This window comes from Escherichia sp. E4385 (assembly GCF_963883145.1).
Taxonomy (GTDB): domain Bacteria; phylum Pseudomonadota; class Gammaproteobacteria; order Enterobacterales; family Enterobacteriaceae; genus Escherichia.
Window position 1 is genome coordinate 38,734 of the sequence record NZ_CAWOOJ010000012.1, and the last position, 19,157, is coordinate 57,890.

Annotated in this window: 16 protein-coding genes; 9 read left to right on the forward strand and 7 right to left on the reverse strand. The window is 52.8% G+C overall.

What is annotated here, in order from left to right:
- Nucleotide 1: 1 nt before the first annotated feature.
- The 3 genes from puuC to puuD all read right to left on the reverse strand — a co-directional run bounded on the left by puuC (nt 2) and on the right by puuD (nt 3,001).
- Nucleotides 2-1,489: an aldehyde dehydrogenase PuuC gene (gene puuC, locus AACS80_RS11725; protein WP_135409890.1), complete on the reverse strand. Its 1,488-nt coding sequence runs from the start codon at nt 1,487-1,489 to the stop codon at nt 2-4.
- Nucleotides 1,490-1,653: 164 nt separating this feature from the next.
- Entirely contained in the window at nt 1,654-2,211 is a 558-nt protein-coding gene (gene puuR, locus AACS80_RS11730; protein ID WP_001278727.1) for an HTH-type transcriptional regulator PuuR, read from the reverse strand.
- 25 nt (nt 2,212-2,236) lie between these two features.
- Entirely contained in the window at nt 2,237-3,001 is a 765-nt protein-coding gene (gene puuD / locus AACS80_RS11735; RefSeq protein WP_130260919.1) for a gamma-glutamyl-gamma-aminobutyrate hydrolase, read from the reverse strand.
- A gap of 211 nt (nt 3,002-3,212) precedes the next feature.
- Between puuD and puuA the strand changes: the two genes are divergently transcribed.
- The 9 genes from puuA to sapF all read left to right on the forward strand — a co-directional run bounded on the left by puuA (nt 3,213) and on the right by sapF (nt 12,294).
- Nucleotides 3,213-4,631, forward strand: coding sequence for a glutamate-putrescine ligase (puuA, locus tag AACS80_RS11740; RefSeq protein WP_135409889.1), 1,419 nt, complete (start codon nt 3,213-3,215; stop codon nt 4,629-4,631).
- A gap of 148 nt (nt 4,632-4,779) precedes the next feature.
- The gene (locus AACS80_RS11745) at nt 4,780-4,944 is read left to right on the forward strand and encodes a YmjE family protein (protein WP_130208911.1); all 165 of its coding nucleotides are present in this window, start codon (nt 4,780-4,782) and stop codon (nt 4,942-4,944) included.
- On the forward strand, nt 4,934-6,319 hold the full coding sequence (gene puuP, locus AACS80_RS11750) for a putrescine/proton symporter PuuP (protein ID WP_131161809.1): 1,386 nt from the start codon (nt 4,934-4,936) through the stop codon (nt 6,317-6,319). Before AACS80_RS11745 ends, puuP begins: the two co-directional genes overlap by 11 nt.
- Nucleotides 6,320-6,453: 134 nt before the next feature.
- A complete protein-coding gene (locus AACS80_RS11755) occupies nt 6,454-6,699 on the forward strand; it encodes a YmjA family protein (RefSeq protein WP_135409888.1) in 246 nt (81 codons plus the stop codon).
- A 312-nt stretch (nt 6,700-7,011) separates the two neighbouring features.
- A complete protein-coding gene (gene sapA / locus AACS80_RS11760; RefSeq protein WP_130208811.1) occupies nt 7,012-8,655 on the forward strand; it encodes an ABC transporter substrate-binding protein SapA in 1,644 nt (547 codons plus the stop codon).
- A complete protein-coding gene (gene sapB, locus AACS80_RS11765; protein ID WP_064527260.1) occupies nt 8,652-9,617 on the forward strand; it encodes a putrescine export ABC transporter permease SapB in 966 nt (321 codons plus the stop codon). The genes sapA and sapB overlap by 4 nt, the downstream gene beginning before the upstream one ends.
- Nucleotides 9,604-10,494, forward strand: a complete 891-nt coding sequence (gene sapC / locus AACS80_RS11770) for a peptide ABC transporter permease SapC (RefSeq protein ID WP_130208813.1) — start codon at nt 9,604-9,606, stop codon at nt 10,492-10,494. The genes sapB and sapC overlap by 14 nt, the downstream gene beginning before the upstream one ends.
- Nucleotides 10,494-11,486, forward strand: coding sequence for a peptide ABC transporter ATP-binding protein SapD (sapD, locus tag AACS80_RS11775; RefSeq protein ID WP_130258932.1), 993 nt, complete (start codon nt 10,494-10,496; stop codon nt 11,484-11,486). The genes sapC and sapD overlap by 1 nt, the downstream gene beginning before the upstream one ends.
- A 1-nt stretch (nt 11,487) precedes the next feature.
- Nucleotides 11,488-12,294 carry a peptide ABC transporter ATP-binding protein SapF gene (gene sapF / locus AACS80_RS11780; protein WP_000573415.1) on the forward strand — a complete coding sequence of 269 codons (807 nt, stop codon included), beginning with the start codon at nt 11,488-11,490 and terminating at the stop codon, nt 12,292-12,294.
- 52 nt (nt 12,295-12,346) lie between these two features.
- Here the strand turns inward: sapF and AACS80_RS11785 are convergent, their stop codons facing one another.
- Genes AACS80_RS11785 through AACS80_RS11800 form a run of 4 tightly spaced genes read right to left on the reverse strand, consistent with a single transcriptional unit; the run spans nt 12,347 to nt 19,124 of the window.
- On the reverse strand, nt 12,347-13,510 hold the full coding sequence (locus AACS80_RS11785) for a multidrug effflux MFS transporter (RefSeq protein ID WP_138183806.1): 1,164 nt from the start codon (nt 13,508-13,510) through the stop codon (nt 12,347-12,349).
- A gap of 8 nt (nt 13,511-13,518) precedes the next feature.
- Nucleotides 13,519-14,892, reverse strand: coding sequence for an efflux transporter outer membrane subunit (locus AACS80_RS11790; protein WP_135409887.1), 1,374 nt, complete (start codon nt 14,890-14,892; stop codon nt 13,519-13,521).
- A 3-nt stretch (nt 14,893-14,895) separates the two neighbouring features.
- The gene (locus tag AACS80_RS11795; protein WP_167852398.1) at nt 14,896-18,003 is read right to left on the reverse strand and encodes an efflux RND transporter permease subunit; all 3,108 of its coding nucleotides are present in this window, start codon (nt 18,001-18,003) and stop codon (nt 14,896-14,898) included.
- Complete coding sequence (locus tag AACS80_RS11800; protein ID WP_135409886.1) at nt 18,003-19,124, reverse strand: efflux RND transporter periplasmic adaptor subunit; 1,122 nt, start codon at nt 19,122-19,124, stop codon at nt 18,003-18,005. The genes AACS80_RS11795 and AACS80_RS11800 overlap by 1 nt, the downstream gene beginning before the upstream one ends.
- Nucleotides 19,125-19,157 lie beyond the last annotated feature (33 nt).

Consider the following 19,157-nt stretch of genomic DNA (forward strand, 5'->3'; position numbering starts at 1 on the left):
TTCAGGCCTCCAGGCTTATCCAGATGGTTTTCAGTTCGGTGAATTTTTCAAGGGCGTGCAGGGATTTGTCGCGACCGTTGCCGCTCTGCTTGTAGCCGCCAAACGGCACGGTCATATCGCCGTCGTTGTAGTTATTGACGAAGACGGAACCAGCTTTCAGGCGGCGGCTCATGCGGTGTGCGCGGGAAAGATCGCGCGTCCAGACCGCCGCGCCGAGGCCGTACTGGCTGTCGTTGGCAAGCTGTAGCGCCTGGTCTTCTGATGTGAAACGGGTAACCACCAGCACCGGGCCGAAAATCTCTTCGCGACTTAAGGACGCATTCGGGTCCACATCCACAAAGATGGTCGGGCCGATGGCCGCAGCCAGTTCGGCGTTGCGTCCATCCAGCAGCAGTTGCCCTTTGCCTTCGCCTTCCCGAATAAAGCTATGCACCGAGTCGGCGTGAGCGCAGTCGATTAAGGTGCCCATGGTGGTCGCAGGATCAAGCGGATGCCCCGGCTGCCAGTTTTGCGCCTGCTGTTTTAACAGGGCTAAGAATTCATCGGCGATGCTCTCTTCCAGCAACAAACGCGTTCCGGCGATGCACACCTGGCCCTGGTTGTAGAAGATACCTGCGGCTGTCGCGCTCGCCGCTTTTTGCAGATCCGGGCAGTCGGCGAAAACGATGTTGGCGCTTTTGCCACCCGCTTCCAGCCAGACGCGTTTCATGTTGCTGTCGCCCGCATCTTTCAGCAGTTGTTTGCCGGTACGGGTCGAGCCGGTAAAGGCGATAACGTCGATATCGTCATGGCGTGACAGCGCCTGCCCCGCTTCGTGACCAAAACCGGTTACCACGTTAAGCACGCCGTCAGGTAGACCCGCTTCTTTCGCCAGGCCCGCGAGACGAATCGCACTCAACGGCGATTTTTCGGAGGGTTTCAGGATAACGCTGTTACCCGCCGCCAGCGCCGGGCCGAGTTTCCAGCAGGTCAGCAACAGTGGGAAGTTCCACGGTACAATGGCGGCAATTACGCCGACCGGTTCACGCACGATCATCGCCAGGTCATTGCTACTGGTGGTCGCCACTTCGCCATACACTTTGTCGATCGCTTCGGCGTACCAGCGAATGGCGCGAGCCGCGCCGGGAATATCATCACGCAGACTGTGACGAATCGGTTTGCCGGTGTCGAGAGTTTCCAGCAGTGCCAGCTCTTCGGCGTGGGCTTCCATTAAATCGGCGAGTTTATTCAGCACTGCTTTACGTTTTGCCGGGGCGGCCTGCGACCAGTCGCCGCGTTCAAATACGCCGCGTGCTGCACTCACCGCACGGTCGATATCGGCGCTCTTGCCGCGCGCGATATTCGCCAGCGGTGCCTGGGTGACCGGATCAACGGTTTCAAAGGTTTCATTTTCCGCCGCAGCGGTATATTCACCGTTAATAAATAAGCGGGTTTCAATGGCGAGACTTAACGCTTTATCCTGCCAGTAAGCCAGATGATGAAAATTCATTATGACTCCTGTTTCACGTCTATCAGATATATGCAGTTTGTGAACGTCAGGGCGCAGAGATCCCCGGGCGATGAGCCCGTTTATTTCCGGCGACATTCTTTATAGATTGCCTTTATAGCTAGCCGGGTGGCGTTTCGCTTACCCGGCCTATAAAAACAAAAAGATTAAAACGTGGTGGGCGTATGGGCGCTGATAATTCGGCAAATGCCTGCCGACGTATTACTGAAACTGTGCGGAATGCCGGTATTAATGGCATAACTTTGCCCCGCGACGAGGTGATAATCCTGGCCATTAATGGTCAGAACAATTTCACCTTCCAGTACAGTGCCTATTTCCTCACCCTGATGCTTAATTCTCTCCCCGGTCGTGGTACCCGGCTGGTACGTTTCAAAGATCATCGCCAGCGTGCGATTCGGGTTCCCGTTATGCACCAGCTTCATCGACACACCCTGACTGCCCATTTCAATTAAGTCGTCCTGATTAATGACGACCTGCGGTTCATCAGGTTTTTCCGGCTCGGAAAAGAATTCCGAGAGTGACAGACCATACACCTTCAGCAGCTTTTGCAGCGTACTGATGGCAGGGCTGACTTTATCTTGTTCTATCGTACTGATAGCACTGTGAGTCAGCCCGGAGAGTTCGGCGGCACGACGTTGTGAAAGCCCCTGCTGCTGGCGGATTTCTGACAAGCGTTTTCCTGGCGCCAGTCCCTCATCACTCATATTTGCATTTCCTTAACTGTAGTGGTCAGAGTCGCTGTTTTTCAGCGATATGGTTCTGACAAGCGGTGATAAAGCCCTCGAACAATATACGCGAAAGCGCGTACTCGCTACTGTTCCATTCCGGGTGCCACTGTACGCCCAGCGCGAAAGGATGATTGATGACGCTCACCGCCTCAACCAGGCCATCCGGCGAGCGAGCTTCAACACGCAACTGCGGGCTAACGACCTTCGCCCCTTGTCCATGCAGAGAGTTTACCCAAAAGTTGCTACATTCAGGTAACAATGCAGACAGTAATCCCCCCTCTTCAACCTGAACTTCGTGCGACGGCGCATATTGCTGCTCCACCGGCAGTTCGGGATCTTCACGATGTTCCAGCAATTCAGGCTGTTCGCACAGTTTGCGATGCAACGACCCACCGGTTGCTACCACCAGTTCCTGTAACCCCCGGCAGATGGCGAAAATGGGGATGCGCCTTTCGAGTGCGGCATTAATTAACGCCATGCTCAGAAGATCACGCCCGGGATCGGCGTCAGGCTCATCGCCGTTTTCACCATATAGGTGCGGCTGCACATTGCTGGGGCTACCTGGAAGATAAATGCCATCAAGTTTAGGCAGCAGTTCTTCAAGTAATGACGGTTCCGCCAGCGCATGTGGCAGCGCAATCGGTAAACCGCCCGCGTGGACGATGGCATTCAGGTACTTTTCTTGCAGAGTCTGGGTCGTATGACCCTTAAGCCTGTTCCTGCACATTACGACACCGATAACCGGATTGTTCATTATATTTTCCATGCTCAATCTCACAAAGTGGACTAAATTATCGCCATTACTGCGGTTTAAATGACCTTTATGTTCAATATTTTTTCAATCTAGCAGTGGGTTTTCATTTTTGCAAACTCAATTTAACATTTGACAAACATTTAGTTTGCATACAGATTCGAATAGTGGTCATTATATTTTACGCTTTGCTAACGAGCGGAAAACAAACCAAAGGCGAAGAATCATGGAAACCAATATCCTTGAAGTAGAGAACTTTGTTCAGCAGTCAGAAGAGAGGCGGGGTAGCGCCTTTACGCAGGAAGTGAAACGCTACCTGGAGCGCTACCCGAATACACAATATGTTGATGTTTTACTTACTGATTTGAATGGTTGCTTCCGTGGGAAACGCATTCCAGTTTCAAGTCTGCAGAAGCTGGAAAAAGGGTGTTACTTCCCGGCCTCGGTGTTTGCAATGGATATTCTGGGCAATGTAGTAGAAGAAGCGGGCCTGGGTCAGGAAATGGGTGAACCAGATCGTACTTGTGTGCCAATACTCGGTACCTTAACCCCTTCTGCTGCCGATCCAGAATTTATCGGTCAGATACTCCTGACCATGGTCGATGAAGATGGCGCTCCCTTTGACGTTGAGCCGCGGAACGTACTTAACCGCCTGTGGCAGCAGCTACGCCAGCGCGGATTGTTCCCGGTTGTAGCGGTAGAGCTGGAGTTCTATTTACTGGATCGCCAGCGCGACGCTGAAGGGTATCTGCAACCGCCCTGCGCGCCCGGCACCGATGACCGCAATACACAAAGCCAGGTTTACTCGGTTGATAACCTCAACCACTTCGCCGATGTGCTCAATGATATTGATGAACTGGCGCAGTTACAGTTAATTCCCGCCGACGGTGCGGTCGCCGAAGCCTCGCCAGGCCAGTTTGAAATCAACCTTTACCATACCGATAACGTGCTGGAAGCCTGCGATGATGCGCTGGCGCTAAAACGCCTGGTGCGCCTGATGGCAGAAAAGCATAAGATGCACGCCACTTTTATGGCGAAGCCGTATGAAGAGCACGCGGGCAGCGGGATGCATATCCATATCAGTATGCAAAATAATCGTGGCGAGAACGTGCTTTCTGACGCAGAAGGCGAAGATTCGCCGCTGCTGAAAAAGATGCTCGCCGGGATGATCGACCTGATGCCGTCATCAATGGCGCTGCTGGCGCCGAACGTGAATTCCTATCGCCGCTTCCAGCCAGGCATGTATGTGCCAACGCAGGCGTCGTGGGGCCATAACAACCGCACCGTCGCCCTGCGTATTCCGTGCGGCGATCGTCATAACCACCGCGTGGAATATCGCGTGGCAGGTGCCGATGCCAACCCATATCTGGTGATGGCAGCGATTTTTGCCGGTATTTTGCATGGCCTTGATAACGAACTGCCGTTGCAGGAAGAAGTAGAAGGCAACGGGCTGGAGCAGGAAGGCTTACCCTTCCCGATTCGCCAGAGCGATGCCCTGTGGGAGTTTATCGAGAACGATCATTTGCGCCGCTATTTAGGCGAGCGTTTTTGCCATGTGTATCACGCCTGTAAAAATGATGAGTTGTTGCAGTTTGAGCGCCTCATCACAGAAACAGAAATTGAGTGGATGTTGAAAAACGCATAGTACCCCTTGCGGGGTTGTTTCATCGGCCTGAGCGGAGCCAGGCCTGACATTTGCTGGTAATCCAGACATTTCCCGGATGTCGCGTTATGGAGCGCAGGCGGCAACGGGCTTCCGTTAACGATTAAGACTGTGACGAGGAAATGAGATGATGCCGATGATTAAATCCCCGCATGGCGAGGGAGGCTGCGTGTGCGCCCTTCCTGCGACTGACTGGACTCCGCCCCCTTTGCTTCCCTTGCTAAACAGGTTTGATTTCAGGTCGACACGACCGCAAACCTTATTACGCAGGGGAGGCAACAATTATGGCTATTAATTCACCACTGAATATTGCTGCGCAACCCGGCAAAACTAAACTGCGCAAGTCGCTGAAGTTGTGGCAGGTGGTGATGATGGGTCTGGCCTATCTCACGCCAATGACCGTGTTCGATACGTTTGGCATCGTTTCCGGTATTAGCAACGGTCACGTTCCGGCATCTTATTTGCTGGCGCTGGCGGGCGTGCTGTTTACCGCTATCAGCTACGGCAAACTGGTTCGCCAGTTCCCGGAGGCAGGTTCGGCCTATACCTACGCGCAAAAGTCGATTAACCCGCACGTCGGTTTTATGGTCGGCTGGTCATCGCTGCTGGATTACCTCTTTTTGCCGATGATCAACGTCTTGTTGGCGAAGATCTATCTCTCCGCCCTCTTCCCGGAAGTGCCACCGTGGGTGTGGGTGGTGACGTTCGTCGCCATCTTAACTGCCGCGAACCTGAAGAGCGTCAACCTGGTCGCCAACTTCAATACCCTGTTTGTGCTGGTGCAAATCTCCATCATGGTGGTGTTTATCTTCCTGGTGGTTCAGGGGCTGCATAAAGGAGAAGGCGTTGGCACCGTCTGGTCACTTCAGCCGTTTATCAGCGAGAACGCGCACTTGATCCCGATTATTACCGGGGCGACGATTGTCTGTTTCTCGTTCCTCGGTTTCGATGCGGTGACCACGCTTTCGGAAGAGACGCCGGACGCCGCACGCGTGATCCCGAAAGCCATCTTCCTGACGGCGGTCTACGGTGGCGTTATCTTTATTGCGGCGTCGTTCTTTATGCAGCTGTTCTTCCCGGATATCAGCCGCTTTAAAGACCCGGACGCCGCGCTGCCGGAAATTGCGCTGTACGTCGGCGGCAAGCTGTTCCAGTCGATTTTCCTCTGCACCACGTTTGTGAACACGTTAGCGTCTGGCCTGGCGTCACATGCCAGCGTGTCGCGTCTGCTGTATGTGATGGGGCGTGACAATGTGTTTCCGGAGCGCGTGTTTGGCTATGTCCATCCGAAATGGCGGACTCCGGCGCTGAACGTCATTATGGTCGGGATTGTCGCGATGTCGGCGCTGTTCTTCGATTTAGTTACCGCCACAGCGTTAATTAACTTCGGCGCGTTGGTAGCGTTTACCTTCGTTAACCTGTCGGTGTTCAACCACTTCTGGCGGCGCAAAGGAATGAATAAAAGCTGGAAGGAACACTTCCACTATTTATTAATGCCGCTGGTTGGCGCGCTGACGGTGGGCGTGCTGTGGATTAACCTCGAAGCCACCTCGCTGACGCTGGGTCTGGTATGGGCTTCGTTAGGCGGCGCATATTTGTGGTATCTGATCCGCCGCTATCGCAAAGTGCCGTTGTATGATGGTGACAGAACGCCGGTGAGCGAAACGTAATATCCAGGATACACGGCGCATTATCCTGCCTGAGGGTAATGCGCCGCGCCATTAACTATAAAAAGATGTATGACCCGGATCACGAGTGCTATCATCCGCCCTTATGCTTAGCGCATTAACTCCAGGGGCAAACAATGAACCACGATATCCCATTAAAATATTTCGATATTGCCGACGAGTACGCGACCGAATGCGCCGAACCTGTCGCAGACGCTGAACGCACACCGCTGGCCCACTACTTCCAGTTACTGCTCACCCGTTTTATGAACAATGAAGAGATCAGCGAAGAAGCCCAGCATGACATGGCCGCTGAGGCGGGGATTAATCCCGCGCGCATTGATGAAATCGCAGAGTTTTTGAATCAATGGGGTAATGAATAATTATTTAATTGCAGACGCTCGGTCAGTATCGTTGCCCGGATAAATCGTTCACGCCGCATCCGGCTATAAATGACACGCACCGCAGCCTGCTTTAATGGGTTTCTCACGATCGTACCGCTCTGCTCTTCGCTAAGTTGTTCTGTGAGTTATAGTTATAGAGAAATCACGGGTACGAATGTTGAACAGATGGCGACGCCACCTGTTCAACGACCAACCACTCGGCCCTCATTACGACCCCTGAACACAAACGGTAATGGCAAATGTCATTAAATATTAGTAAGATAGCCTCTTTACATAAAATCCCTTAATATTATGCGCCAGGTATTATCGTCTCTTTTGGTGATTGCTGGACTTGTGAGTGGTCAGGCAATAGCCGCGCCTGAATCCCCCCCGCATGCTGATATCCGCGACAGCGGTTTTGTCTATTGCGTCAGCGGGCAAGTCAACACCTTTAACCCATCCAAAGCGAGCAGTGGGTTAATTGTCGATACCCTTGCCGCCCAGTTTTATGATCGACTGCTGGATGTCGATCCGTATACCTATCGCCTGATGCCAGAACTTGCCGAAAGCTGGGAAGTGCTCGACAACGGCGCAACCTATCGCTTCCACCTGCGTCGCGATGTCCCGTTTCAAAAAACCGCCTGGTTTACTCCCACTCGCAAAATGAATGCCGATGATGTGGTGTTTACCTTCCAACGGATTTTTGACCGCAATAATCCGTGGCATAACGTCAACGGCAGTAACTTCCCCTATTTCGACAGTCTGCAATTTGCAGATAACGTTAAAAGTGTCCGCAAGCTGGATAATCACACCGTTGAGTTCCGTCTCGCCCAGCCGGATGCATCCTTCTTATGGCACCTGGCAACCCACTATGCGTCGGTAATGTCTGCCGAATACGCCCAGAAATTAGAGAAAGAAGATCGCCAGGAACAACTCGACCGTCAACCGGTCGGCACCGGGCCGTATCAATTGTCGGAATACCGCGCCGGGCAATATATTCGCTTACAACGTCACGATGAGTTCTGGCGTGGCAAACCGTTGATGCCGCAGGTGGTGGTGGATTTAGGCTCCGGCGGCACCGGACGATTGTCGAAACTCTTGACCGGTGAATGTGACGTTCTGGCCTGGCCTGCCGCCAGCCAGTTATCCATTTTGCGCGACGACCCGCGTTTGCGTTTAACGCTGCGCCCGGGGATGAACGTGGCCTATCTGGCGTTTAATACCGCTAAACCACCGCTAAATAATCCAGCTGTCCGCCATGCGCTGGCGTTGGCTATCAATAACCAGCGCCTGATGCAATCCATCTATTATGGTACCGCTGAAACTGCGGCCTCTATTTTACCGCGCGCCTCGTGGGCTTATGACAACGAGGCTAAAATTACTGAATACAACCCAGCGAAATCGCGCGAACAACTGAAAGCGTTGGGGCTGGAAAACTTAACGCTGAAACTGTGGGTACCGACACGATCGCAGGCATGGAACCCCAGTCCGCTGAAAACTGCCGAACTGATTCAGGCGGATATGGCGCAGGTTGGCGTGAAAGTGGTGATTGTGCCGGTAGAAGGTCGTTTTCAGGAGGCGCGGTTGATGGATATGAGCCATGATCTGACGTTATCTGGTTGGGCGACGGACAGTAACGACCCGGACAGTTTCTTCCGTCCGTTACTGAGCTGCGCGGCTATTCACTCGCAAACCAACCTTGCCCACTGGTGCGATCCGAAATTCGACAGCGTGTTGCGTAATGCCCTCTCCTCGCAGCAACTGGCGGCGCGTATTGAAGCCTATGATGAAGCGCAAAGCATTCTGGCGCAGGAACTGCCCATTCTGCCGCTGGCCTCATCACTGCGCTTGCAGGCCTACCGTTACGATATTAAAGGTCTGGTACTGAGCCCGTTCGGTAACGCCTCCTTCGCGGGGGTGTATCGCGAGAAGCAAGAAGAGGTGAAAAAACCATGATTATCTTCACCTTACGTCGTATTTTGTTATTAATCGTCACCTTATTCCTGCTGACCTTTGTTGGCTTCAGTTTGAGCTATTTCACGCCACACGCGCCGTTACAAGGCGCTTCACTTTGGAATGCCTGGGTGTTCTGGTTTAATGGACTGATCCACTGGGATTTTGGTGTTTCCAGCATTAACGGCCAGCCTATTGCCGAACAGTTAAAAGAAGTCTTTCCGGCAACGATGGAGTTGTGCATCCTCGCCTTCGGTTTTGCGCTGATTGTCGGGATCCCGGTGGGCATGATTGCCGGGATTACACGCCATAAGTGGCAGGATAACTTGATCAACGCCATCGCCTTGCTGGGCTTTTCCATCCCGGTGTTCTGGCTGGCGCTTCTGTTGACGCTGTTTTGTTCACTCACGCTAGGTTGGCTGCCCGTTTCAGGGCGTTTCGATCTGCTCTATGAAGTGAAACCGATTACCGGCTTTGCGTTAATTGATGCCTGGCTTTCGGACTCACCGTGGCGGGACGAAATGATCATGAGCGCACTTCGCCATATGGTGCTACCGGTGATTACCCTGTCGGTTGCGCCAACAACTGAAGTGATCCGATTGATGCGTATCAGCACCATCGAAGTCTATGACCAAAACTATGTGAAAGCGGCGGCGACTCGCGGTTTGTCGCGCTTTACTATTTTGCGTCGCCACGTGCTGCATAACGCGTTACCTCCGGTTATTCCTCGCCTGGGCTTGCAGTTTTCCACCATGCTGACGCTGGCGATGATCACCGAAATGGTTTTTAGCTGGCCGGGTTTAGGGCGCTGGTTAATTAACGCCATCCGCCAGCAGGATTACGCAGCCATTTCCGCCGGAGTGATGGTGTGCGGTTCATTGGTCATTATTATTAACGTGATATCTGATATTTTGGGTGCCATGGCTAACCCTCTGAAACATAAGGAATGGTATGCCTTACGATAGCGTATACAGCGAGAAGCGCCCGCCGGGCACGCTGCGTACTGCCTGGCGCAAATTCTATGGAGACGCCGCTGCGATGGTCGGCCTGTACGGCTGCGCGGGGCTGGCGGTGCTGTGTATTTTTGGTAGCTGGTTTGCGCCTTACGGCATCGACCAGCAATTTCTTGGTTATCAATTGTTGCCGCCGTCATGGTCACGCTATGGCGAAGTCTCGTTCTTCCTTGGGACCGACGACCTGGGACGCGACGTTTTAAGCCGTTTATTGAGTGGCGCAGCACCTACCGTGGGGGGCGCATTTGTGGTGACGCTCGCCGCGACGATTTGTGGTCTGGTACTTGGCACCTTCGCCGGTGCAACGCACGGTCTGCGGTCAGCGGTACTAAACCATATTCTGGATACTTTGCTGGCGATTCCGTCCCTGCTGTTGGCGATCATCGTAGTAGCATTTGCCGGACCGAGTTTATCGCACGCCATGTTTGCCGTCTGGTTGGCACTGCTGCCACGTATGGTACGTTCGATTTACAGCATGGTTCATGACGAGCTGGAAAAAGAGTACGTTATCGCCGCCCGTCTGGATGGCGCAACGACGCTGAATATTCTCTGGTTTGCGGTGATGCCTAACATCACCGCCGGACTGGTCACCGAGATCACTCGCGCATTGTCGATGGCAATTCTCGATATCGCCGCGCTGGGCTTTCTTGACCTCGGCGCACAACTGCCCTCGCCTGAATGGGGCGCGATGCTTGGTGACGCACTGGAACTGATTTATGTCGCCCCGTGGACCGTAATGCTGCCAGGTGCGGCAATTATGATTAGCGTGTTGTTGGTTAACCTCCTTGGCGATGGCGTTCGTCGTGCGATTATTGCGGGGGTGGAATAATGCCATTATTGGATATTCGTAACCTGACTATTGAATTTAAAACCGGTGATGAATGGGTTAAAGCCGTCGACCGCGTGAGTATGACCTTAACCGAAGGTGAAATTCGCGGTCTTGTTGGCGAATCCGGCTCCGGCAAAAGTTTGATTGCGAAAGCGATTTGTGGGGTGAATAAAGATAACTGGCGTGTTACCGCTGACCGAATGCGTTTTGATGATATCGATTTGCTGCGTCTCTCCGCACGCGAACGGCGCAAACTGGTTGGACACAACGTGTCGATGATTTTCCAGGAACCGCAATCGTGTCTTGATCCATCGGAACGTGTGGGTCGCCAGTTGATGCAGAACATCCCGGCCTGGACCTATAAAGGCCGTTGGTGGCAGCGTTTTGGCTGGCGCAAACGTCGCGCCATTGAGTTGCTACACCGCGTGGGGATTAAAGATCATAAAGATGCGATGCGCAGTTTCCCGTACGAGTTGACCGAAGGTGAATGCCAGAAAGTGATGATTGCCATCGCACTGGCGAATCAACCGCGTCTACTGATTGCCGACGAACCGACCAACTCGATGGAGCCAACAACGCAGGCGCAAATTTTCCGCCTGTTGACGCGTCTCAACCAAAACAGCAACACCACCATTTTGCTTATCAGTCATGACTTACAAATGCTTAGCCAATGGGCGGATAAAATCAACGTGCTTTATTGTGGCCAGACAGTGGAATCCGCGCCAAGTAAGGAGCTGGTGACAATGCCGCATCATCCTTACACCCAGGCGCTGATACGCGCGATACCGGACTTTGGCAGTGCGATGCCGCATAAAAGCCGCCTCAATACCCTGCCGGGCGCAATCCCGCTGCTGGAACAATTACCGATTGGTTGTCGTCTGGGACCGCGTTGCCCTTATGCACAACGAGAATGCATTGTGACGCCGCGTCTGATGGGGGCGAAAAATCATCTCTATGCCTGTCATTTCCCGCTGAACATGGAGAAAGAGTGAGATGATAGAAACTCTGCTCGAAGTGCGTAATTTAAGCAAAACGTTCCGCTACAGGACCGGCTGGTTTCGCCGTCAGACAGTCGAAGCGGTAAAACCATTGAGCTTTACGCTGCGTGAACGCCAGACACTGGCGATTATTGGTGAGAACGGTTCCGGTAAATCGACGCTGGCAAAGATGCTGGCAGGAATGATTGAGCCAACCAGCGGCGAGTTATTGATTGACGATCATCCTCTGCATTTTGGCGATTATTCCTTCCGAAGCCAGCGTATTCGCATGATATTTCAGGATCCGTCGACTTCATTGAATCCACGTCAACGTATTTCGCAGATCCTGGATTTTCCACTGCGTTTGAACACAGACCTGGAACCGGAACAGCGCCGCAAACAGATAATTGAAACGATGCGGATGGTCGGACTGCTGCCGGATCACGTCAGTTACTATCCGCATATGTTGGCCCCCGGGCAAAAACAGCGTCTTGGTCTGGCGCGCGCGCTGATATTACGCCCCAAAGTGATTATTGCCGATGAAGCCCTCGCCTCGCTGGATATGTCGATGCGTTCGCAGTTGATTAATCTGATGCTGGAGTTACAGGAAAAACAGGGCATTTCGTATATTTATGTTACCCAGCATATCGGAATGATGAAGCACATCAGCGACCAGGTGCTGGTCATGCATCAGGGAGAAGTTGTCGAACGCGGTAGCACTGCGGATGTGTTGGCATCGCCGCTGCACGAACTCACCAAACGGCTAATTTCCGGCCACTTTGGCGAAGCATTGACGGCGGATGCGTGGCGTAAAGATCGTTAGTATTCGGTACCTCATTCTGACAGGGTAAATCCCCGTCAGAATGAGGTATTCATTACTTTTGATTGTCGATTCTGGTGAGAGCAACCAGCAATGCCAGCGTATAACACACCATAATTGCCAGGCTCATTTTTAACAGCGTTTCCCCACCAAGCCCCGACAATGGCGCGGCTATACCGCCGAAGACAAACATGCTCATCCCCATCAACGCAGACGCCGTTCCAGATTCCTGCGTCCCTACTGCACTCATAGCCTCTGCCCCGCCAACAGTGCCGATGCCGCTACAAAATGCGACGGTGAAAAATAATGCCACCAGTGCCGGAATGGGTAACTGCAACCATGCGCATAAGACCGTGTGCAATGCACACAAAATTGCCGCTATCAGGCCACCTCTCAACAATTTCATCGCGTTAACTCGTCGCGCCAGGCGCGAGAAGATCCATGAAGCGATGATAAGTCCGATGCCGTTAAGGCCAAACACCAGGCTAAATTGCATTGGACTAAAGCCAAATTCCTTCTGCAACACGAACGACGAAGAGCCGATGTACGCAAACAAGCCTGCCAGCATAAAACTTTGAATCAGGCAAAGGCGCGTAAAACGGCGGTTCTGCACCACGCTTCGTCCGGTTAATAGCAATGAAGAGCCCCTTTTATTTTCTGGCAATGTCTCATTGATAAATAACAGGCAGCCCAGCAACAGTACGGTGCTAATTTCAGCCATCACCCAGAATAAAGTGCGCCAGTCAAACGTGCTGACAATATAACCGCCCAGCACTGGCGACAACACCGGTGCCAGGCCATTCACCGTCATTAGCAGCGCAAAGAACTGGGTCAGCGTTACTCCCTGATATTTGTCACGAGCAATAGAACGAGAGAGCACCGAACCACCTGCCCCCGCGATCCCTTGAATAAAACGCCAGACCACCAGCCAGTAAATATTGTTCGTTGTCGCGCACAAAATGGAAGAAACAATAAACAATAGCAACGACAAGATTAACGGACGTTTACGCCCTATTTTGTCGCTCAGAGGGCCAAATAACAGTTGTCCGACGCCAAGACCGATCAGTGATGCGGTCAGCGTTAATTGCGTTATGGTCGAGGTTGCCGCCAGTTGCTCTGACATCTCCGGCAAAGCCGGCAAATAAAGATCGGTACACATCGGGCCGATACCGGCTAAAAGACCAAGAATCAATGCCCATGAAAGAGAGACTCTAGCCATACTATTCCTTACTTGAGTGATGACATGCCGCCGCCCAGCGACTGCCAGATCGTGATCCGGTTCGTAAAATCAGTCAGTTGCAATGCCAGCAGCTCCTGCTGTGCGCTCCACAAACTGCGCTGTGCCGTCAACACGGTCAGGTAATCACCAACACCCGCCTGATAACGACGCAGGCCAACATCGACCGTTTGTTGTTCAGCTTTAACATACTGACGCTGTGCATCCAGTTGCTCTTCAAGCGTGGTCCGCCGCGCCAGTGCGTTAGCAACATCTTTAAACGCGCTCTGAACGGTTTTTTCATAGGTGGCAATGAGCCCGCGCTTTTGTGCTTCTGCGTAACGAAGCTGCGCCAGATTACTACCGCCGGTGAACAGCGGTAATGTGACCGATGGCGCAAATGACCAGACCTGCATTCCGTGGCTGAACAGCGATGACAATGCGTCACTGCCAACACCAGCGCTGGCAGTCAGCGAAATCGTCGGGAAAAAGTTAGCCCGCGCGGCGCCAATATCAGCATTGGCGCTCTTCAGATTATGTTCCGCTTCCTGGATATCCGGGCGACGCAGCAGAACGTCAGATGACACTCCCGCAGGAACCAGGCTTATCATCTGTTCCGGCAGGCTTTCCAGTGTTCCCGGTAGCAGATTTTCCGCAAGCGTTGTACCGGCCAGTAAGTTCAGAGCATTTTTATCCTGCATCACTTGTGTCTGATAGCTGGCAACGCTGGCGCGCGCTTGCTGATAAACACTCATCGCCTCACTGACATCTGTCGCTGCCGCTGTGCCAACCTGTTGCTGGCGCTGGATAATTTTCAATGAGTTTTCTGCACTGGCCATCGTTTCTTTTGCCAGGGCCAGATTGCTGTTATCAGCCGCCAGGGTCAGCCAGGCGGTGCTGATTTCAGCAATCAGCGTTAAACGGGTGTTCTGGGCTGTAAATTCACTGGCCAGCCAGGTTTCTCGCGCCGCCCGAGATAAACTCTGATTACGACCAAACAGATCTAACGTAAAACTGGACACCGTGCCGTCAGCCTCGGCAGTGGTTCCCGTACCATTCGCCAGCGAACGACTGCGGGTCGAACTTAAGGCCGCATTCACCGTCGGGAATAACGACGCATTAGTTTGCCCATAGAGCGCCCGTGCGGAGTCAATATCAGCTATCGCTTTTTGCACATCGCGGTTACTGTTCAGAGCAATGGTCACCACCTGCTGCAATCGGGGATCGTGGATCACCTGCTGCCAGTCATGGCTGATTGCCTTTCCCTGGCCCTGTGCTCCCGGCAAGGTCGCCGGGATTGGGGATTCAGGCGTGCTGTAGTGAGGATCGAGCGAGACACATCCCGCACTCAACAGCACCAGAAAAATAAGAGAACGACGCAACATAACTTACTCCTGACGGCGCGGTTTACCGGCAAACAAACGTTTCACCAGTACAAAAAACAGAGGAACAAAGAAAATAGCCAGCAACGTAGCGGTCAGCGTACCGCCAATAATGCCCGTACCAATGGCGATACGGCTGTTCGCACCTGCGCCGGTCGCCATCGCCAGCGGCATTACCCCCGCAATAAACGCCAGCGAGGTCATGATGATTGGGCGTAAACGAGTCTGCGCCGCGCGTAATGCCGCCCGACTCAGGGAATGGCCCTCAGCAACTGCCGCTTCAGCAAATTCAACAATCAGAATGGCGTTTTTCGACGACAAGCCGATAGTGGTTAATAGCGCCACCTGGAAGTAAACATCGTTGTTTAAATCACGCATCCAGGCCGCCAGCGCCGCGCCAAGAAGCCCCAGTGGGATCACCAGAATGACCGAGAACGGAACTGACCAGCTTTCGTACAGGGCTGCAAGACAGAGGAAAACCACCAGAATAGAGACTGCGTACAGACTTAATGCCTGACCACTGGCCAGTTTCTCCTGCAATGACAAACCACTCCAGGCCCAGGTCGTTCCCGCAGGAAGACTGTTTGCCAGTTCCTCCATTTTTGTCATTGCATCGCCGGAACTAAAGCCAGTCGCGTTTTCCCCCTGAATTTCATAAGCCGCAGAACCGTTGTAGCGAACCAGTTTTTCCGGGCCATAGATCCAACGTGTAGTGGCAAAAGCAGAGAACGGCGTCATGGCGTTATCGCTACCGCGCACAAACCATTTCCCTAAATCTGACGGCGCGGAACGAAATTCACTGTCGCCCTGAATGTAGACTTTCTTCACACGACCACGGTCAATAAAGTCATTCACATAAGTACCGCCCCACGCGCTGGCCAGCGTGTTGGTGACATCGCTTAAGCTCAACCCCAGCGATACGGCTTTATTGTTATCGATATCTACCTGCAATTGCGGCATTTGCGGCAGGTCATTGGCGCGCACAGAAATCAATTCAGGGCTTTGATTAGCCTGTTCAATCAACTGATTACGCATTTTAAGTAAGGTTTCACGGTCAGTCGCACCACTTGCCATTAATTCAAACGTAAAGCCATTGCTTTGCCCCAGTCCGTCAACGGCTGGCGGCGTCATGGCAAATACCGTGGCATCACGAATTGTGCCCAACTCTTTGGTTGCCCGTAAGGCGATAGCCTGGGCGGTATTTTCTGCCCCTTTACGTTGTGACCAGTTTTTCAACGAGACAAACGCCATCCCGGTATTCTGTCCGCTGCCGCTAAAACTGAAACCATCAACGGTAAAGATGACATCTGTATTTGCTTTTTCGTTTACCAGGAACCAGTCAACAATCTGGCGATTCACTTCTGCTGTACGAGCCGCGGTCGCCCCAGCTGGCAGCGTGTACTGCACCATGATTTCGCCCTGGTCTTCAGTGGGTAAGAAACTGCCCGGCAGTTTCCACATCATCAGGGCCATTCCGCCACCCAGCACGGCATAAACACCCATCGTTCGGGCAGCACGGCGCAGGACATAAATTACGCCTCGCTGATATTTATCTTCAGTACGGCGGTAAAAGCGGTTAAATGCGCCGAAAAAGCCTTTTTTATGCGGTGGAACATGCTGAAGGACGGAACCGCACAGCGCGGGAGTCAAGGTCAATGCCACCACCACGGAAAGCAGCATTGCGGAGATAATGGTTATCGAAAACTGACGATAAATTACTCCCGTAGATCCCCCAAAGAAGGCCATCGGCAGGAATACGGCTGACAACACCAGCGCAATAGCAACCAGTGCGCCAGAAATCTCGCCCATTGATTTTTCCGTGGCTTCACGCGCAGGCAACCCTTCGTCACGCATAATGCGTTCGACGTTCTCCACCACCACAATGGCATCGTCCACCAGCAAGCCGATCGCCAGCACCATTGCAAACAACGTCAGGGTATTAATCGAATAGCCAAACAACGCAAGAACGCCGAATGTGCCCAGCAAAACGACGGGGACAGCTAACGCCGGAATCAGTGTGGCGCGCAGGTTTTGCAGGAATAAATACATCACGCAAACCACCAGTACGATGGCTTCAAACAGTGTCTGAATCACGTCCTCTACGGAGATTTTAATAAATTCAGTGCTGTCTTTCGGGTATGCGATGGCGTACCCCTGCGGCATATTGCGCTGGAATTCGGCAATCTTATCCTTGACCAGCGTCGCCGTATTCAGCGCATTCGCACCGGGCGAAAGCATTACAGCAACCCCGGCAGACGGGTGACCGTTAAGTTTGCCGATCGCGGTATAATCTTCACTGCCCATCTCAACGCGAGCCACATCTTTTATGCGAACAACTGCACCGTCTGACTGGCTTTTCACGATAATATTTTTGAACTGATCCACCGTCTGCAAACGAGACTGCGCACGTACTGTCGCCGTCAGTTGCTGAGTATTCGGTGAAGGCAATGCCCCAATTTTCCCGGCAGTAACCTGCACGTTTTGCGCTTCGATAGCACTTTGCACGTCTGAAGGCATCAGCGAGTAAGACGCCAGTTTGGCCGGGTCAAGCCAGATGCGCATAGCATATTCTGCGCCAAAGACTTGCAGACTCCCCACACCTTCAACGCGCGCCAGCGGGTCCTGAACGTTACTGACCAACCAGTCGGCGATATCCGAACTGGAGGCTTTGTCAGTGGTGTCATACACGGCAGCAATCAGCAAAAAGTTGCTTTGTGATTTTTCCACTGTGACGCCCGTTTGCTGCACTTCACTCGGTAAGCGTGACTCAGCCTGCTGAATTTTATTCTGCACCTGAACCTGTGCAGTGTCGGGATCGGTACCTTGTTCAAAGGTCACATTAATACTGACCGAACCATCAGAGCTGCTGGTTGAGCTAAAATAGAGCAAATTATCCAGCCCGGTGAGTTGCTGTTCGATAACCTGGGTCACGCTGTTCTCCAGCGTTTCGGCTGAAGCACCGGTATAAGTGGCTGAAATTTTTATGGTCGGCGGCGCAACGTCAGGATATTGCGCGACGGGTAATGTGCGAATGGCCAGAATACCCGCCAACATAATCAAAATGGCGATAACCCAGGCAAAGACCGGACGGCGAACAAAAAAGCGCGAAAACATCAGGCGTTGCCTCCATTAGCCTGAACTTCAACAGCCTTGACGGTCTGCCCTGAAGTTACTTTGGCGGAACCTTCAACAATCAGTCGGTCGCCGTCATGCAGGCCGTTCAGCACCAGCCATTTATCACCATACGTTTCTCCCGTTTCGAGCGTTCGCTGCTCTACTTTATTGTCTTTATTCACCACCAGCGCAGTTGCATTGCCTTTAGCATCGCGCGTGACGCCCTGTTGAGGCGCGAGAATAGCGTCTTCCATCACGCCTTCATCGACACGAGCGCGAACAAACATGCCTGGTAATAACTGTTGTTGTGGATTGGGGAAAATCGCCCGTAATGTCACCGAGCCGGTAGACTCATCCACAGCGACTTCGGTGAGTTCCAGACGCCCTTTTTCGCTGTAGGTTGTGCCATCTTCCAGAATAAGTGAGACGCTCATGGTGTCACTGTTGGTCGCCAGTGACTGTTTGCGCAGACGTAATAAATCGACACTGGAGCGAGTGAGGTCGACATACATTGTATCCAGACCACGAATGGTCGTTAACGCCGTATCCTGCGACGCGGTCACCAGTGCGCCAGGGGTCACCGACGAAATGCCAATACGCCCCGAAATCGGCGCGGTTACCGTGGTCCAGTCAAGATTAATGCGCGCGGTTTCCAGTGCGGCTTTTTTCGCTTCAACACTGGCTTTATCTTGTGCGCAGGTAGACTGAGCATCATCAGCATCCTGTTGTGAGACACCGTTATCTTTCACCAGTCGGGCATAACGCTGCGCTTTCTGGCAATCGGCTTTTACCAGTGCCTGTGCCTGTTGTAATGCTGCCCGGGCTTCATTCCATGCCGCCCGATAACTGGCCGCATCAATTTGGTACAGTGGTTGTCCGGCCTTAACCAAATCGCCTTCAGTAAATAGGCGTTTCTGGATAATTCCCCCAACCTGCGGACGTACTTCAGCACTGAGTGCCGCACTGGTGCGCCCGGTTAATTCACTGACTACCGAAACCGGTTGAGATTTGAGCGTAACAACGCCCACTTCAGTTTCCGACGGGGATGAATTGTTATTTTGCGTATTATCACAACCAGATAAGAGTAGCATTGCCACTACAGACGTTGCCATATACTTCATTATTTTCTCCAGGGTGAACAATACCCTCCTCAT

Bases quoted from the DNA above. Each gene is read 5' to 3' on its own strand.
- puuA (WP_135409889.1), top strand. From the start codon at position 3,213: ATGGAAACCAATATCCTTGAAGTAGAGAACTTTGTTCAGCAGTCAGAA.
- sapC (WP_130208813.1), top strand. From the start codon at position 9,604: ATGCCTTACGATAGCGTATACAGCGAGAAGCGCCCGCCGGGCACGCTG.
- puuP (WP_131161809.1), top strand. From the start codon at position 4,934: ATGGCTATTAATTCACCACTGAATATTGCTGCGCAACCCGGCAAAACT.
- AACS80_RS11745 (WP_130208911.1), top strand. From the start codon at position 4,780: ATGCCGATGATTAAATCCCCGCATGGCGAGGGAGGCTGCGTGTGCGCC.
- sapF (WP_000573415.1), top strand. From the start codon at position 11,488: ATGATAGAAACTCTGCTCGAAGTGCGTAATTTAAGCAAAACGTTCCGC.
- AACS80_RS11800 (WP_135409886.1), bottom strand. From the start codon at position 19,124: ATGAAGTATATGGCAACGTCTGTAGTGGCAATGCTACTCTTATCTGGT.
- AACS80_RS11785 (WP_138183806.1), bottom strand. From the start codon at position 13,510: ATGGCTAGAGTCTCTCTTTCATGGGCATTGATTCTTGGTCTTTTAGCC.
- AACS80_RS11790 (WP_135409887.1), bottom strand. From the start codon at position 14,892: ATGTTGCGTCGTTCTCTTATTTTTCTGGTGCTGTTGAGTGCGGGATGT.
- puuD (WP_130260919.1), bottom strand. From the start codon at position 3,001: ATGGAAAATATAATGAACAATCCGGTTATCGGTGTCGTAATGTGCAGG.
- sapD (WP_130258932.1), top strand. From the start codon at position 10,494: ATGCCATTATTGGATATTCGTAACCTGACTATTGAATTTAAAACCGGT.
- sapA (WP_130208811.1), top strand. From the start codon at position 7,012: ATGCGCCAGGTATTATCGTCTCTTTTGGTGATTGCTGGACTTGTGAGT.
- puuR (WP_001278727.1), bottom strand. From the start codon at position 2,211: ATGAGTGATGAGGGACTGGCGCCAGGAAAACGCTTGTCAGAAATCCGC.
- sapB (WP_064527260.1), top strand. From the start codon at position 8,652: ATGATTATCTTCACCTTACGTCGTATTTTGTTATTAATCGTCACCTTA.
- AACS80_RS11755 (WP_135409888.1), top strand. From the start codon at position 6,454: ATGAACCACGATATCCCATTAAAATATTTCGATATTGCCGACGAGTAC.
- AACS80_RS11795 (WP_167852398.1), bottom strand. From the start codon at position 18,003: ATGTTTTCGCGCTTTTTTGTTCGCCGTCCGGTCTTTGCCTGGGTTATC.
- puuC (WP_135409890.1), bottom strand. From the start codon at position 1,489: ATGAATTTTCATCATCTGGCTTACTGGCAGGATAAAGCGTTAAGTCTC.